Source organism: Mycobacterium sp. UM_Kg27, from assembly GCF_000972905.1.
In the GTDB taxonomy this organism is placed as follows: domain Bacteria; phylum Actinomycetota; class Actinomycetes; order Mycobacteriales; family Mycobacteriaceae; genus Mycobacterium.
Map to the genome: position 1 here is coordinate 17744 of NZ_JRMM01000008.1, position 17566 is coordinate 35309.

The window sequence follows — 17566 nt, forward strand, 5'->3', positions numbered from 1 at the left end:
GACGGATACCGGAGCCAGGCTACCCCCGTTCGGCCGCCATGGCATCACGAAGACTCTTGGGCCGCAGGTCGTTCCAGTGCTGCTCGACGTAGTCCAAACAGGCCGCGCGGTCGGCACCCTGTTCACCCCCGTAGACCACTGACCACCCAGCGGGAACAGTGGCGAACGTCGGCCACAGGCTGTACTGCTCCTCGTCGTTGACCAGCACGTAGAAGCTGCCGCTTTCGTCGTCAAAGGGATTGGTGCTCATCGGATCTCCTCGGTATCGGTGGCGCAGCGGAAAGGTGGGCGCCCAGCACCCGGTCGGACAGCAGTCCCAAGCAGCTCAGGTTGGGAAAACCAGGCCCCTGAGTGAGCCCGGCCAAGTTCGGCAGGAAGAGCTTCGGAGTGACGTCGGTGATGGCCAGGTCGTGCCCGATCGCTTCGGCCAGCCGGTCGCCGGAAAGCGGTCCGCCCAAGCCCAGCTCGAGCAGGTCCAAGGTGTCCTGGCCGAACAGCGATACGAACCACAGCGGATCGGCGCCGGAGCCGTCGATCACCAGATCGAAACCGTGCACGGTCTCGAAATTCTCGCCGCCGCGGTTGGTGCTCAGCGTCAAACGGATTCGGCCATCGCGAGCCACCGCGTGCGCGACCCGGCCCCGCAGGTGGCGGATCCGGTCGTCGGCCAGCAGCGCGTCTTGCACCCGGGCCGAGAACACCCCACGGTCAGTGCGGGCCAATGCATCTCGACGCTCCGCCAAGGTCAGCGCGGTCCAGTCGGTGGGATCTGAGAACAGGGCGTTCTCGAAGAATCCCTCGCCACGGGTGAACAGAGTCACCTGTGGGGAGATCACGGTGATCGTCGAAACCCGGTGCCGGAAAAGCTCATTGAGCATCGATGCGGCTGTCTCACCGCCGCCGATGACGGCCACGCGCTCGGCGCTGATCCGGTCGGCCGCAGCGCGATGCCAGAACTGCGCGATGGACAGCACCAGCGGGTTGCCGGGCAGGATCGACTTCTCGGCCTGCCCCGGGCCGGTGATCATCACCGCGTCTGCGGCGACTGTAGTCTCCCGGGAGGCCTCCCTAGTGTGCAGCACCCAGGCTGCGCCGTTCACCCCCAGCCGCTCCACCTCGCCGGGAATCACGTTGAGTTGCACCGCGTCGGCGACCCAGCGCAAGTACTGGCTCCACCGCAGGTGGGTGGGGGCCGGCCGGCCGCGGTCGACCCACTCGGCGAACTGGCCGGTGGCGATCAGATAGGACTGCCAGCCGTAGCGGGTCATGCGTTCGTCGAGTTCGGCGTTGCGGCCGGCCACCAGTGCCGAGCGGTACGGGAAGCCGACGTCCTTCTCCGGGCTGGTGCCCAGCCGGTGCGCGCCGTCGGTCCAGCCTCCGGTCGCGCGCCAGTTGGCGGCGACCTCGGTGCGCTCGACGGCAACCACATCCGGTGCAGCGACACCCATCTCGCGTAGTGCGGCGGCCTTGGCGGCCACCGCGACCGCTTTGGCCCCGGCCCCTACCACCGCAAGTGTGCTCATCGCAGTTCCTCCACCAGGTCGCCCAGGCTGTCGGTGAACAGCTCTTGCAGTTGCACGATCTCGGCGTCGCCGAGGATATCGGGCAGTGTGCGCCACTGGGTCATCAACGCCTGTCCCGCCCCGAGGTCGGCCACCGCAGCGAAGACGCTGAGCTCGTGACGTACCGCCTGACCAGGTTCGGGCACCGACGGCAGACCGGCGATCAGGTCGGGCGCCACGGCTGGCCCGCCCCCGGCACGGTCGACCCGGCCCAGGTAGTTCAGCAGCACCTGCGGCCCCGGCTGAGCCGCCAGCCGCTCGGCGGTGTCGGCACGCAGGTAGGCCAGCAGTCCGTAGTCGATTCCGCCTCCCGGGATGCCGGCAAGTGCGCCCGCCACCCCGGCCGGGTCGGCCTGGGGCACCCGCAGCGGATAAATGGCGGACAGCAATCCGGCGATGTCGGCGGTGTCGACACCGGTCACGACCTCCTCGGCACGTCCGTGGGTCTCCAAGGCCAGCAGTGGGACCGGCCCGGCCTGTCCGCGGCGGGCCCGCCAGGCGGTGACCATCCGCGCGATCGCCGCGACCAGCAGGTCGTGCATCGGAACGGGCAAGGCCGAGAGCGCGGCGGTGAGCCCCGGGTCGGCGACGGTCACCGACACCGTGAGATCACTGGCGCGATCACGCGCGGGGTCGATCCGCCGAGCACCCAGATCCGGGTCGCCGCCGGCCAGCTGGGCGGCCCAGAAGTCGACGGTGTCCAGGGTCTGCGCACGTTCCTGCAGCGCCGCCGCCCAGCGCCGGTAGCCGCTGCGCTCCGGCAGCGGCTCCGCCCCGGTCAGCGCGGCGTGCAGCTCACCCAGGATCACCTGCCACGACACCGGGTCCAGTGCCAGCACGTGCCCGCACAACATCAGCACTCCCGCACTGTCCGGCGCGCGCAGCCACACTGCGCGCAGCATGACTCCGTTCTCCGGATCCAGGCTCTCCAACAGTCGGGTGCCGTGCGCGGTGACCACCGAAAGGTCGGCCGCCGCGACCGTGACCTCGGTCAGGACGTCGACGGGCTCGATCGGGTACAGCGTCAGCTCCGCGGTGTCGAGTCGGGCACGCAACAACGGATGCGCGGCGACGATCGCGGCCAGGGCGGCCCGCAGCTGCTCGGGCGCGGTGTCGTCGGGCAGGCGAATCGCTTCGACCTGCCCCAACCGGCGCGGGTCGCCGTACTGATAGAGCCAGCGGCCCGCCGGTAGCAGCGGAATCGGCCCGTCGGGCGCCTGCGATCCGTCGCGCTGTGCCGCTTCGCCGGCTTCGGCCATCTCGCGGTCCAAGTCGGCAGCCACGTCCCGAATCGTGTTGCAGCTCAAGATAGTCCGCGGACGCAGCGGCAGGCCTCGCCGGCGGGCCGCCCGCACCATCGACAGTGCGACGATGCTGTCCAGACCCAGCTCGCGCAGATCGGTCTCGACTCCCGGCGCCGCACCTGCCACCGCGTCGGCGCCCTCCGGGCCGGCGAACACCTCGGCAAGCAGTTCCACCAAGACCCGTTCGGTGTCGGTGGCCGCCGCTACCCCCCCGCTGACGAAGGGACCGGCGAGCTCCAGCAACACCGCGGTGTCCAGCTTTCCGTTCGCGGTCAACGGCATCGACTCCACCGCGGTGATTCGGGCAGGCATCAGGTAGGACGGCAGGCGGCTACCGATCTCGGCGCGCACCCGGGTGATGTCCACCTGCGCGCCGGTGACGAAACCGGCCAGCTGGGTGCCGGCCGGCCCCTGCACGGGAAGAACCGCCGCCGCGGTCACCCCGGGCACGGCGGCCAGCGCGGCCTCGACCTCAGCGATCTCGACCCGGTACCCGCGCACCTTGACCTGGTCGTCGGCGCGGCCGAGATAGACCAGGCGGCCATCGGTTCGGCGCCGGACCAGATCCCCGGTGCGATACATCCGGCCGCCGGCGCGAAACGGGTCGGCGACGTAGCGGGCCGCGGTCGCCCCGGCGCGGCCCAGATAGCCGCGGGTGACCTGCACTCCAGCCAGGTACAGCTCGCCGGCCACCCCATCGGGCACTTCGCGCAGGGCGGAGTCCAGTACGTGGGCGCTCATGCCGCGCACCGCTTCTCCGATCACCGGCACATCGGTGTCGGCGACGTCGGCGACAACGGCTTCCACCGTGGTCTCGGTGGGTCCGTAGCAGTTGTGGACCGCAGTCGAGGGCGCCGCACGCAGTCGTGCCCACGTGTGCGGTGCGATCGCCTCGCCGCCGAGCGCCAGCACAGTCAGGCGGTGGTCGGAGCCGGCATCCAGCAGGCCGGCGTCGAACAGTTGGGTGAACATCGACGGTGAGGTGTCGATCATGTCCAGCCGGTGCCGGCGGATGCCGTCGATGATCGCCTCGGCGTCACGCATCTCGTCGGTGGAGAACAGATGTACGCACTGACCACCTAGCAGACCGACCAGCGGCTGCCAGCTCGCGTCGAAACTCAGTGACCAGGCGTGCGCGACCCGTAGTGGCCGGCCCAAGCGCGCGACGGCGGGCGCGTACATGCGTTGCTGGTGGTCGGCGAAGTACGACGCCAGCGCGCGGTGGGTGCCGACAACGCCCTTGGGTTCTCCGGTGGATCCGGAGGTGAAGATCACGTAGGCGGCCGAGTCGGGGTGGATCACCACCGGAGTCGGCATCTGCACCGCGTCTTCGGCGCGCAACTCGGACAGCAGTGGGACGGTCAGTGTCAGCTTCGGGCCGGCTTGGCGCAGAATCGAGTCGATGCGCACCTCGGGCAGGCCGATGTCGACGGGAACGTAGGCCGCCCCGGCCTGCAGCACCGCCAGAATCGCAATGACCGAGTCCAGCGAGCGCGGCAGCGCTATCGCGACCCGGTCTTCTGGGCCGATCCCGCGGGCGGCCAATGTTCGTGCCAGTGCGGCGGATTCGGCCGCCAACTCGGCGTAGGTCAGGCTGCGGTCCTCGCCGGTGAGCGCTGGACTGTCCGGATGCGCTGCGGCGGCCGCGGCGAACAGCGCGGGCACCGAGGACTCGGGTTTGATGTGGCGGTCCGCCGGATCGGTGATGCGGCTCCGCTCGACGGGCAGCAGCACGTCCAGGTCGGCGACGCGCGGCCGCGCCGGGTCGGGAAGCTGGCGCAGCACCTGCAGCAACCGCTGCCCCAGATCGGGAACTGACAACTCCCCCAGCGCATCCGGGACCGCCTCGAGCAGCACGGTGAGCCGGCCGTCGCGGGGCGGGTAGCTGACCAGCGTCAGCGGGTAGTGCGTGAGGCTTTCCACCGTCACCGGGATGAAACGCACCCCGTCCGCAGTGGTCACCCCGGCTGTCGCCGAGCCGATGGGCGCGTTCTCGAATACCAGCAGAGTGTCGAAGACCGCGTTGCTGCTGGCCCGCTGCACCGTCGACAGACTCAGATAGCCCAGGTCGCGCATGGCAGCGGTATCGCGTTGCAGCGCTTGACAGGTGGCGACCACCTCGGCGCGCGGCGGCGTCGACGCGGCCACCGGGACGGTGTTGATGAACAGACCGACCATGGTCTCGACGCCGGTGAGCTGTTGCGGGCGGCCCGACACCACCGCGCCGAACGCCAGGTCGGTCCGGTCGGTGAGCCGGCCGAGCAGCACCGCCCAGGCGAACTGCAGCACCGTGTTCAGCGTCAGGCCGTGGCGGCGAGCCCACTCGGTCAGCCGCGCGGTGGCCTCGCTGTCCAGCGCGACCTCGTGGGTCTGCGGGAGCGCACTGCCCACCGCGAGCCGTTCTCCGCCGGCCAGCATGGTCGGGCCGCTCAGCGGAGCTAGGTAGTCGCGCCACCGCTGTGTCGCGGCGGCAGTGTCTTGGCTTGTCAGCCAGCCGATGTAGTCGCGGTAGGGGCGCGGGGCAGGCAGCGGGTCGACACCGCCGGCGCGGTAGATCGCCACCATCTCGTCGAAGAACACCGCCATCGACCACCCGTCGATCAGTAGGTGGTGCACGGTGAGGACCAGCCGGTACTGCTCGGGGGCAGACCGGGCCAGCACGAAGCGCAGCAACGGTCCGCGGGCCAAGTCGAAATTCGTGGTGCGTTCGATGCGCGCAAGCTCATCGAACTCGCTTGGTGCAGCCTCAATTTCCCGCCACGGAAGAACCGCTGTCGCCGGGATGATCTGGACCGGGTGTGGCAGGTCGACGTCCCAGAACGATGCCCGCAGATTCGCATGCCGGGCCAGCATCGTCTCGGCACTGCGGCGTAACAGCCCTGCGTCGACGGGACCGACGATGTCGATGACGAACTGCACGGTATAGACATCGATGCCGTCGACACCGCCTCCGTCATCGGTGGCGAGCTTGGCCAGCGAGAACAGTCCCTGCTGCAGCGGGGAGAGTGCCAGCACGTCCTCGATCGCCGGGGTAACCCGCTGGCTGGTCTCGGTCACGGCGAATCACCCCATGCCGCGGTCAGACCGGCCAGTGCGTCGCTGCTCAGACCCGAGACGCTCATCGGCTCAAACGCCGTGTCAGCGGCCTCCGGGGTGCCACCGGCCGCGGCCGCGGCGTCGACCGCGGCAGCCAGTTCGGCGAACGTCGGATGCTCGAAGATCATCCGCGGGTCGACGTCCAGCCCGGCCGCGCGCGCCCGCGCGGCCAACTGCACCGACAGGATGCTGTCGCCGCCGAGTTCGAAGAAACCGTCGCTGCGCCCGATGGCCGCGACGCCCAACAGCTCGGCGCAGATTCCGACCAGGGTCTGTTCGGTGGCGGTGACCGGTGGGTCCGACTCCCCGCGGGTGGCCACTGCCGGCTGCGGCAGCGCGGGCCGGTTCAGCTTCCCGGAGTCGGTCAACGGCATCGCGTCGAGCACGGTCAACGATGACGGCACCATGTAGCCGGGCAGCGTCGCGGCCACGGCCGCACGCACCGAGGCGATGAATTCCGCCGGGTCGGTGACCGGGGCCGCGGGCACCAAGTAGCCGGCGAGCGTGGTGACACCGCGCTGCTCCCAGGTGCGGGCAGCGGCCGTCGACACGCCCGGTGCGCCACGCAACGCGGCCTCCACCTCGGCCAGCTCCACCCGGAAGCCACGCACCTTGACCTGGTGGTCGGTGCGACCCACAAACTCCAGCACCCCGTCGTGGGTCCAACGGGCCCGGTCGCCACTGCGGTAGAGCCGATCACCGGGTTCGTCTGAGAAGGGGTTGGCGACGAAGCGGGTCGAGGTCAGTCCCGGCCGCTTCCAGTAGCCGCGGACGATCTGCGGGCCCGCGTAATAGACCTCGCCGACCACCCCCGGCGGCACCGGCTGCAACGCATCGTCGAGCAGGTAGGCCTGCGATCCGGGGGTGGGCCGGCCCAGTTTCGGGGTGGGCGGCTCCAGTTCGCCGCGTACCACCGCACCCGAGGTCTCGGTGGCACCGAAGTTGTTGAGCAGTTGCGCATGCGGATCAAGTGCGCTGCCGAGTCGGGCCAGCAGGTCCGCCGAGACCGGCTCGCCGCTGCAGACCAGGCGGCGCAGACCGCGGACCGCCTCGGGGGCCGAATCCACCAGCACCGAGATGAGACTGGCCACCGCGGTCACCTGAGCCACCCGCTCGTCCACTATCAGCCGTGCCAGGGCTTCGGGATTACGGAAGTCGTTGTCATCGGCCAGAATCAGCGTCGCCCCGGCGGCCAGCCCGGCCAGCATCTCCATGCCGCCTTCCAGGAACGTCATCGACGACTGAGCCAGCCGAATGTCCGCACCGCTGACCGGGTAGTGGGCGATCTGCCAGTTCAGGCGTGCACTCATCGACCGGTGGGTGCCCAGCACACCCTTGGGCAGACCGGTGGAACCGGAGGTGAACACCAGATACATCGGGTCTTCCGGGTGCGGCACCGGAAGGTTCACCCCGACAATGTCTTTGGTCAGCTCCACCTGCACGTCGGCGTCATCCAGACACAGCAGCGACACACCGTCCGGCGCCGGAATCGCATCGCGGGTGGCCTCGCTGACCAGAATCACCTTGGCCCCGCCGGACGCGAAAACGTCCTCGATCATGAACTCGAGGCGCTGACGCGGATAGCTCGGGTCCAGCGGGAAGTAGCCGGCGCCAGCCTTCATGATGCCCACCAACGCGACTGGCAGATCCAGGTCACGGCGCACCGACAGGCCCACCAGGGTTCCGGGTTTCACGCCGGCGCCGATCAACAGTTCGGCAAGCCGGTCGGAGCGGGCATGTAGCTGCCGGTAGGTGAGCTCGGCTCCGGCGCAGCGCACGGCGACACCGTCGAAGCCGCGGCTGGGGGCCAGCACGTCGGCGATCGTTTGTGGGTCGTCCGCCGGAATCTCGGCACCGCGGCTCCACTGCTGCAGGATGCGCTCGCGCTGCTCGTCGTCGATCAGGCTGATGTCGCGCAGCGCCCGTCCCGGGTCGGCCGCCATGGTTGCCAGCACCCGGCCAAGCCAGTCGCCCAGTCGCTGCACGGTGGCGCGCTCATACAGGTCGGTGCGGTAGATCAGATGCCCGTCATAACCGGCGCCGTCGTCGCCGGTTGAGGTGAACAGATTCACCGACAGGTCGGCGTGCGCGATGTCGAATGTGGGCATCACGGTGCGGAATACCAGGTCGCCTTCAACGTCGTTGCGCCCACTGTCGATGACGTGGGTGACGTCGGCCGCCTCACGGACGTGGACCACCACCTGGAACAGCGGGTTGCGCGACAGCGTGCGGACCGGGTTGAGCGCCTCCACCAGCCGGTCGAACGGCAGGTCGGCATGCGCGTAGGCACCCAGTGCGGTTTCCCGCGCCCGGGCCACCACCTGGCGCAGTGTCGGGTTGCCGGACAACCGGTTTCGCAGAACCACGATGTTGACGAAGAACCCGACCAGGTTGTCCAGTGCGTTGTCGGTGCGTCCGGCGATCGGCACCCCGAGCGGGATGTCGTCGCCGCTGCCGGCCAGGTGCAGCAGTATCGCGACCGCGGACTGCACCACCATGAACTCGGTGGCGCCGGTCTCGCGGGCCAGCGCCGCAAGCCCTGCTCGCACCTGCGGGGGGACGGTGAAGGCGACCGAGTCGCCGGAGCCGTTCGCGGTGGCGGGCCGCGGAAAGTCCGGCCGCGGCCCGGTGTCGTCGGCCAGCCCGGCCAGTTGCTCGATCCAGTAACGGCGTTGCGCCTCGATCAGACCGGACTCGTCGCGCAGCAACTCGCCCTGCCAGTGCGCGAAGTCCGCGTACTGCAACGCCGGCGGCTCCCATGCCGGGGGGGAGCCGGCGGCGCGGGACCGGTAGGCGATCAGCAGGTCGGTGAAGAGCACCTCGACCGACCAGTGGTCGGCGGCGATGTGGTGCACCACCAGGGACAGCACCCGTTCGTCGCCGGGCAGGTGCAGCAGCGCCGCCCGGATCGGCCAATCCCGTTCCAGGTCGAACGCGATGCTGCGCTGCTCGTCGAGTCGGGCCCGCGTCCATGTTGTGACCGCACCCGGATCGGTTTCGGGGCAGTGCAGTTCGGTCACCGGCACCGCTGCGCCGGCGTTGATCACCTGATGTGGCAACCCGTCGATCTCGCGGAATGTGGTGCGCAGGCTGTCGTGGCGGCCCACCATGTCACCGATGGCGGCGGTCAGGGCGGCTGTGTCACAGGGGCCGGTGAGCCGGGCCGTCAGCGGAATGTTGTCGCCGGTGGCACCCGGGTCCAGTCGGTAGGCGAACCAGGTTCGCAGCTGCGACGCCGAGACCGGAAGGTTGCCGGAGCGCGGTACGGCAACCAGCGGCGGTCGACCGGCCCCGTTCTCGCCGGGTTGCGCGGCCGGGGCCCGGTCGATCGCGGCGGCCAGCCGGGCCACCGTGCTGGCCTCGAAGATCTCCCGGATGCCGATCTCCACCTCGCAGCGGGCGCGGATCGCCGCGACCAGTTTGGTGGCCAGCAGCGAGTGACCGCCGAGGTCGAAGAACGAGTCGTCGGCACCCACCTGGTCGCGGGAGAGCAGTTGCGCGAACAGTTGCGCCACCACGTGTTCGGTGTCGGTCTGCGGCTCCCGGTACGGGGTGCTCTCCATCGGGTGCGGGTCGGGCAGCGCGGCCCGGTCGATCTTGCCGTGCGCTGTGATCGGGATGTCGTCGACCACCACGTAGGCCGCCGGCGCCATGTATTCCGGCAATGCCGCGGCCACGCGGGCCCGGATCCGCGGGATCTCGACGGTGTCTTCTCCGGCGCCCGGGCCGGCGGGGGTCAGGTAGGCGACCAGGCTGCGGCCCAACCCGGGAAGGTCCGAAACCACGACCACGCACTGGCCGACGCTGGGATCCACCGAGATGGCCGAGGCCACCTCGCCGAGCTCGATCCGGAAGCCGCGGACCTTGACCTGGTCGTCGGCGCGGCCGATGAATTCCAGCTCGCCGGCGGTATTGCGGCGGGCAAGATCACCGGTGCGATACAGCCGCTGGCCGGGCGTCCACGGATCGGCGACGAAACGCTCGGCGGTCAGACCGGAGCGGTCGAAGTAGCCGCGGGCCATATGTGTTCCGCCGATGTAGATCTCGCCGATCACCCCAACCGGGACCGGTTGCAGCGCGTCGTCGAGCAGCCACATGGTGGTGTTGATGTTCGGGCTGCCGATCGGCACGATCCGGTTGCCCTGCGGGCCTTCCACCTTGTGTCGGGACGAGTTCACCACGGTCTCGGTGGGGCCGTAGAAGTTGTGCAGCAGGGCGTCGAAGGTGGCGTGGAACTTGTCCGCGAGTTCGCCCGGCAACGGTTCGCCACCGATCGGGATGCGCCTCAGGGTGCGCCATTGGTTCACGCCGGGCAGCGACAGGAACAGGCCGAGCAGCGACGGCACGAAGTGCATGGCGGTGACGCCTTCGCGCTGCAGCAGGTCGGTCAGGTAGCCGATGTCGCGCAGACCATCCGGGCGCGGAATCACCAGCCGGGCACCGCTTCCCAGGGTTCCGAACAGTTCACCGACCGACACGTCGAAGCTCGGTGATGCGACCTGCAGCAGGACGTCGGTGTCGTCGATTCCGTACTCGCCGCCGAACCAGACCAGGTACTCGGTGATCGGGGCGTGGGAGACCTCGACCCCCTTGGGCAATCCTGTCGAACCCGACGTGTAGATGAGGTAGGCCAGATTCTCCGGACGCAGCGGGCGTACCCGGTCGGCGTCGGTCGGGTCGGTGTCGGGCCGGCCGGCCAGCTCGTCTTCGGTCAGCGGTTCCCGCAGCACGATCGACGGTCGAGCGTCACCGAGGATGAATTCGATGCGATCCAGCGGATACTCGGGGTCGACGGGAACGTAGGCCGCGCCGGCTTTGGCGATACCCAGGGCGGTGACCACCAGATCGGTCGAACGGCCGAACAGCACCGCGACCTTGTCTTCGGTGCCGATGCCCGCGGCGATCAGGTGGTGTGCGATCCGGTTGGCGCGCGCGTTGATCTCGGCGTAGGTGTACCGGCCGTGATCGTCGACAACGGCGATCGCGTTCGGGGTGGCCGCGGCCCGGTCGGCCACCAGCGCGCCCAGGGTGGCCGGCGCCCCCGGTGGCGGGACGAAGTCGGGTCCGCGAGAGATCGCGTCCAACCAGGCCCGGTCGTCATCGCCGAGCATGTCCAGCTCGCCGACGGTTGTCTGCGGCTGTGCCACGGCGGCGGACAACAGCTGCACCAAGTGGCGCAGCAACTGCTCCACCAACGCCTCGTCGAGCACGTCGTGCAGGTACTCGGCCTCGATCAGCGCGCCGTCCGGCCCGGCCTCCACCATGATTCCCAGCGGCAGCTGGGCGACCTTGCCGCGGTAATCGGCTCGGCTGCAGGTGATCCCGTCCGGCTGGAAGCCGCCCCCTTGGGCCGAGCGGAAACCGAAGCTGAGCCGAGTGAGTCGTTCCACACCCCCGTGCCGGCGATCCGGGTTGAGTTCGCGCACCACCCGGTCGAGGTTGATGCCCTGGTTTCCGAACGCCCCCAGGGCAGCGTCGCGGGTGTGCGTCAGCAGTTCGCTGAATCGGGTGGCGGCGTCCACTTTCGCGCGCAGCACCACGGTGTTGCCGAAGTAACCGATGGCTCCTTCGGTGCCGGCGGTGCGGTTGAGCACCGGTGAGGCGATGAGGAAGTCATCGGTGGCCGTGTAGCGGTGGATCAGGGCGGACAGGGCCGCGGCGATCACCATGTAGGGCGTCGCGCCGTTGCTGCGGGCCAGCTCGGTTATGTCGGACATCAACTCCGCCGGCAGGGTGCGGGTACACAGTCCGGCGCGCAACGTGCTGGGTATCGCCGAGCCGTGCGGGCCGGGCAGTTCCAGCGGGTCCGGCGGGTCGGCCAGCAGGGTGCGCCAGTAGGTCAGCTCGGCGTCCTGGCCCGAGCCGGCCGCAACGGTGGGGTGCGGTACGGGGGCGCGGGTGGCGAACTGATCGGGGTCGGCATAGGCGGCCGTGAGGTCGGCGAAGAAGACCGCCCAGGAGTCGTCGTCCCAGGCTATGTGGTGGGCCACCAGCAGCAGGATGTGTCCGTCCGGTGCGACCCGGACCAGGGTGAGTCGCAGCGGGGCATCGGAATCCAGCCGGAACGGGGTGGCGAATTCGCGCTGAGCCAGGACTTCCAGGCGCAGCGCGCGGGCCTGTTCGGCGAGGTCGGACAGGTCGTGTGTGGCAAAGCCGGGCGTGACCTCGGAGATCACCGGGTGCGGTTCGCCCGCGTCATCGACGGAATAGACGGTGCGCAACACGGGGTGGCGCGCCGCCACCGCGGCCAGCGCGGCCCGCAATCGGGTGCCGTCCAGCGGGCCGGTGAGACGGTAGGAGACCGAAATATTGGCCAGGGCGCCGTCCGGGTCGAGCGCCTGCACGAACCACATACGGCGCTGTCCGTCGCTCATGGCCGGCGGCGCAGACCCGTTGCCCGGCCCGGACTGCGGCTCCGAAGATGCAGTGGCCAGACCCCGTTCGGCGAGTCTGCGGCGCAGCAGTTCCAGCCGCAGCTCGTTGGCGTCGGTCGCCTGTTCGACGGTGCCCTGCGGCGATTCCAGCTTCGCCTCTCCTTCGTCGAGCCTCGCTAAACCGCCGGTGTCAGTCATGGGTGAACACAGTCCTTTCCGTAGCCGCGGCCGGTGCTGCGTCATCGGTCAGCGTCGCCGTCAGCTGAGCTCCGGTCATTCCGGCCAGCAGTGGACCGAGCGCCACTCGTAAACCGGTGGCCCGCCCCAAGCGCTTGCGCAGGTCCAGCGCAAGCAGTGAATCCAGGCCGAGGTCGACCAGCGCCCGGTGCATGTCGATGTCGTCGGGGCCTTCCAAGCCGAGCACCGTCACCAGTTCGTCGGCCACCACCTCGCCGATCGGGCGGTCGGCCTGGCCGTCCACCGTTGCGCCGGTCAGTGCTGCGTCGAAGGGCGAGGGCACGCCCTGGCTGTCGAAGAACACCGCCAGTCGATCGAAATCGGCGGCCAGGATCGCCGGGTCGTGCGGCGCGGCAAGAAGTCCGGCGGCGATAGCGGCTTCCGGGGCCATCGGCGTGAGGCCGGTTCGGGCGATCCGGTCCTTCTCCTCGCCGCTGACCACGGCCACGCTGCGCCACAGCCCCCAGCGGATGGAGGTGGCGCCCAAGCCCTGCGCCCGAAGCTGTCCCACCAGCGTGTCAGCCATCCGGTTGGCCGCCGCGTAGAGTCCGTGTCCCAACCCGCCCCACAGCGCCAGCACCGAGGAACAGACCAACACGCGTGCGCCGGCGTCCAGCGGCCAATGCCGTGCCAGGTTGCCCAGTCCGATCACCTTGGCGCCGAACGCGTCCCGGACTGCCGCAGCGGTCACCTTCGACCTGGCCACGGCCTCGGCCGACGCCGTATGCACCAGCAGTCCCGCCCGTGCCGGTCGATATTGCGCAACGACCGCCGCGACCGCGGCGTCATCGGTGATGTCGCAGCGGATCACGGTGATACGCGCCCCGGTACGCGCACGCAGCGCATCCAACTGCGGCGTACTCGCATCGCTGGCCCCACTGCGGCTGAGCAGGACGATGTCGCGGGCGCCGTGTTCGGCGCAGAACGCCGCATAGGCCAATCCGATCGCACCGGTTCCGCCGCTGATCACCACGGTCTCCGGGACCGTCGGCACGGTTGCGGCGGCCCTGGACTCGACGAATCGGCGGGTCGCCAGGCTCCCCGCACGCACCGCGACCTCGGTGTCGGTCAGCCACAGTGCGGCACCGGCGGCTCGCAGGTCTGCAGCGGTGGGCTGCACCGGCAGGTCCAGATGGGCGAACGTGTGATCGGGGTAGTCGAATCCGATGCTGCGGTGCAGCGCGGCCAGGGCGGCTGCACCTGGCCGCGGCGACGGATCACCGGCAAGTTGCTCAGCGCCGCGGGTCACCAGCCATACCCGGCGGCAGTTCGGTCCCGGCTGAACCACGGTCTGGCTGGCGGCGTACCCGGCGAACTCGGTTGTTGCGGTGGCGATGTCGACCGCATCGGCGAGCGGAGCCACCAGAACCAGGAATTCGGCGTCGGCGGGGTCGACCACTTCGGCGTCCAGGGCATCCAGTTCCGCCGCCAGTTGCGCGGTCAGTTCACCCGATTGCCCGGCATAGTCGACGACGGCTATCCGCGCGGGCCGCTGTTGCGGCTCGGTGACCGGCAGCCAGCTTTCGGTCATGACCACCGGCATCCGATGGCGCGGCACCGACGTCTCCGCGCCGGCCCACAGCCGGTTGGTGTGCATCGGTGCGTGCGGGAAGTGCCGCAGCGGCGCGGAAGTTTGCGCCGGGGCGAAATCGCGCCAGCGGTAGCCGGGGTCGGCGATCGCCGCCGCGGCGACGTTGGCTGCCAGCGCCTCATTGGCCGGCTGGTCACGGTCGGCGCTGCCCAGCACCTGGGCGGCACCCACGGAGTCGCCGAGCGCCACCAGCAGGGTCGGGTGTGCCGACATCTCGATGAACGTCGTGACACCGCGCGCCACCGCGGCAGCGGCGGCCAAGTCGAACCGGACCTGCCTGCGCAGATTGTCGAACCAGTACTGCCGGAACGTAGTGCCGGGCGGGATCGGCCCGCCGTACACCGATCCGATGAATTCCACCGGAGCGCTGTGGAATTGCGCATCGGGAAGCTGCTCGGTCAGCTGGTCTCGCAGCGGCTCCAGGGCGCTGGTGTGCGCCGGGTAGCGCACCGGCAGTTCGCGAGCGAACACGCCACGCCGGCCGGCGGCTTCCAGAATCTGCTGTATGGCCGACCATTCGCCGGACACGACCACGGACTCGGGGCCGTTGACCACCGAGAGCTCCAGCCAGTCGGAGGTGGCGGCGATGAGGTCAGCGGCGGCGTCGGCGTTCAGGGCGAGCATCGCCATGCCGAATCGGACCGGTGCGTTGGCGGCCAGCAGGTCGGTCAGCTGCGCCCGCGCGGCCACCACCGCCACGGCGGCGTCCAAGTCCACCAGGCCGGCGATGTAGGCGGCGGCCACCTCGCCCAGGCTGTGGCCGACGGTGATGTCGGGCAGCACACCGAAATGCCGCCAGGTGGCGGCCAGCGCCGCGGCGTGGGTGAATTGGGCGGCTTGGACCACCACGGGATCGCTGTCCTCCATGCCGCGCAGATAGCTCAGCGGCGAGGCGTGACCGGCGCGCAGGAAGGCCTCATGGCAGCGGTCCGCCTCAGCGCGGTATGCCGCGACGCCGAGCAGTTCGGCTCCCATGCCCGGCCATTGATTCCCCTGGCCGGGAAACACGAAAGCGGTGCGCGCGGCCTCGGGTTGATGCGACTGGGCCACCAGCGGGTGTTCGACGCCGCGGTAGAGAGCCTCGAGGCCCGCGAGGAGCTCGGCGGCGTCACGGGCGCGGATCACCGCGCGGTAGCGGCGCACCGGGCGGGTTGCCCGCAGGGTCTGGGATACCGCTGGGACCCCCGCCGGGTGGGTGTGCAGGTAGCGCGCCAGGGCGCCGGCCTCGGCAGCCACCAGGTCGCGGGCGTGTGCCGAGATCAGCACGGGGATCCGGGCGTCGGGCAGCGTGGTCGGGTGGTTGTTCAGCACGAGGCGACCCCGGAAACGTCGTCCACCCCGACGATCAGATGCGCGTTGGTGCCGCTCATCCCGAACGCCGACACCGAGCCGATCCGGCGGCCGTTACTCGCCGGCCAGGGGGTGATGGTCTCGGCCAGCGCGATTCCGTGACCGTCCCAGTCGATGCCGTCGTGCCAGCCGTCGCGCACATGCAGGGTGGGCGGGATCGCCTGGTGCTCGGCGGCCAGCAGCACCTTGGTCAACCCGAGCGCCCCGGCCGCGGCCTGGGTATGCCCGATGTTGGATTTGACCGAGCCCAGCCGGGGTCCGATGCCGGCCGTCGTGTCGGTGCCGTAAACACTGATCAGCGAGCGCAGCTCTACCGGGTCACCGACCCGGGTTCCGGTTCCGTGGCCCTCGATCATCCCGACTTGGCTGGGATGTACGCCGGCGTCGGCCAAAGCGCGCCGGAACAGGCGCTGCTGGGCCGCTTCGCTGGGGGTGAGCAGACCGGGGGTGTGACCGTCCTGGTTGAGCCGGCTGGCCATGATCTCGCCGTAGATATGGCGACGGTCGCGTAACGCAGCCGACTTTCGTTGCAGCACAAAGATTCCCGCACCTTCAGCCCACACCGTTCCGGTGGCGGCGGCACTGTAGGGCCGACAATGACCGTCGTCGGAGAGGGCGTGCTGCTTGGAGAACTCCACGAAGAAGCCGGGCGAGCCCATCACGCACACCCCACCGGCGAGTGCCATATCGGTGTCACCGGTCTGGATCGCCTGCACCGCCAGGTGCAACGCGGACAGCGCCGACGAACAAGAGGTGTCGACGGTGATCGCCGGGCCGGCCAGGCCCAGGGTGTAGGCGATCCGGCCGGAGATCACCGACAGTGCGGTGCCGGGCAGCAGGTGACCGCTGTGCGCGCTGAACTGCGCCATGTCCGGGCCGTAGCCGGTGACCGAGGCACCCAGATACACGCCGGCGTCGTGGCCGGTGAGTTCGTCAGGGTTGATGCCGGCGTCTTCCAGGGCGCGCCAGGCCACCCGCAGTGCCACCCGCTGCTGCGGGTCCATCGCGACGGCCTCGCGCGGTGCGATACCGAAGAATCCGGGATCGAATTCGGCAGCGCCGGAGAGGAATCCGCCGGCGTTGCAGATCGGTTTGAACCCGTCGCGGTGCGATCCCTCGATGAGTTCGCGCACCGCCCAGTCCCGGTCCTCGGGAAGGGGACTCAGGGCCTCGCGGCCGTCGGCCAGCAGTGACCAGTACTGCTCGGCGGTGTCGATGCCACCGGGCGCCTCGACGCCGAGGCCGGTGATGACGACCGGATCCTGGCGCCGATCATTCATCGGCGATGATCCGCTTCGCCAGGGTCTCGATGTGGTCGTAGTGATAGAAGTGCCCGCCGTCGTACAGCGACATCGACCAGGCGCCGGTGGTGTGCTCGGCCCAGCGCTCCAGCAGGTCGGCGCCGACCCGGTCGTCGGAGCGGCCACCCAGCACGGTGATGTCGGCGCCGATGGTGGTGTCAGGAGCGCACTGGTAACGGTTGAACGCCAGGTAATCCGAGCGCACCGGGGTCAGCAGCAGGGTGAGGAACTCCTCATCGGCCAGGATTCGCGGGTCGGTTCCGCCCAGCTGGGCGAGTTCGGCGCGCAGGTCGGCATCCCCCGTGGGCACCTTGCGCAGCCCGGCCACCACGCCGGGAGCGGGGGCGGCTGAGGCCCACAGCCGCTGGATCTCGATGCCGCGGCTTTCGGCCAGCCGGGCGAATTCGAATGCGACCAGCGCGCCCATGCTGTGGCCGAACAGGCGCAGCGGCCCGAGCTGATGCCAGGGCGCGGCGTCGAACAGGCTGCGGGCCAACTCCGGCAGGGTTTCGGCGGCCGGCTCACGGAAACGGTCGGCACGCTGCGGATACTGCATGACGTAGGTGTCGGCACCGGCGGCCAGGGCCAGCGCCAGCGGGCGGTAGTTGACCGCGGTTCCGCCGGCGTGCGGGAAGACCAGCGTGGGGGCGCCGGGGCCGGGAAAGCGGCCCATCCAGGAGGGGAACTGCGCGACGGCCGAGGTGTCGTCGACGGCCATCCGATCCCCTCGCAAGTATTAGTAAAGGCTGCC

The 17566-nt window shown here is 70.0% G+C and carries 7 protein-coding genes; all 7 read right to left on the bottom strand.

The window, feature by feature from the left end:
• Window positions 1–19: 19 nt before the first annotated feature.
• From LI94_RS02500 to LI94_RS02530, 7 genes are read right to left on the bottom strand one after another with little or no spacing between them, the layout of a single operon-like run.
• Window positions 20–250 carry an MbtH family protein gene (locus LI94_RS02500; RefSeq protein ID WP_024440694.1) on the bottom strand — a complete coding sequence of 77 codons (231 nt, stop codon included), beginning with the start codon at window positions 248–250 and terminating at the stop codon, window positions 20–22.
• Window positions 231–1523: an NADPH-dependent L-lysine N(6)-monooxygenase MbtG gene (mbtG, locus tag LI94_RS02505; protein ID WP_046300194.1), complete on the bottom strand. Its 1293-nt coding sequence runs from the start codon at window positions 1521–1523 to the stop codon at window positions 231–233. The genes LI94_RS02500 and mbtG overlap by 20 nt, the downstream gene beginning before the upstream one ends.
• Window positions 1520–5923, bottom strand: coding sequence for a non-ribosomal peptide synthetase (locus LI94_RS02510; protein ID WP_046300195.1), 4404 nt, complete (start codon window positions 5921–5923; stop codon window positions 1520–1522). Before LI94_RS02510 ends, mbtG begins: the two co-directional genes overlap by 4 nt.
• Window positions 5920–12534 carry a non-ribosomal peptide synthetase gene (locus LI94_RS02515; protein ID WP_082105634.1) on the bottom strand — a complete coding sequence of 2205 codons (6615 nt, stop codon included), beginning with the start codon at window positions 12532–12534 and terminating at the stop codon, window positions 5920–5922. Before LI94_RS02515 ends, LI94_RS02510 begins: the two co-directional genes overlap by 4 nt.
• A complete protein-coding gene (locus LI94_RS02520; protein WP_046300196.1) occupies window positions 12527–15475 on the bottom strand; it encodes an SDR family NAD(P)-dependent oxidoreductase in 2949 nt (982 codons plus the stop codon). Before LI94_RS02520 ends, LI94_RS02515 begins: the two co-directional genes overlap by 8 nt.
• Entirely contained in the window at window positions 15469–16794 is a 1326-nt protein-coding gene (locus tag LI94_RS02525) for a polyketide synthase (protein WP_046300197.1), read from the bottom strand. Before LI94_RS02525 ends, LI94_RS02520 begins: the two co-directional genes overlap by 7 nt.
• Window positions 16787–17533, bottom strand: a complete 747-nt coding sequence (locus LI94_RS02530) for an alpha/beta fold hydrolase (protein ID WP_046300198.1) — start codon at window positions 17531–17533, stop codon at window positions 16787–16789. The genes LI94_RS02525 and LI94_RS02530 overlap by 8 nt, the downstream gene beginning before the upstream one ends.
• Window positions 17534–17566: the final 33 nt, after the last annotated feature.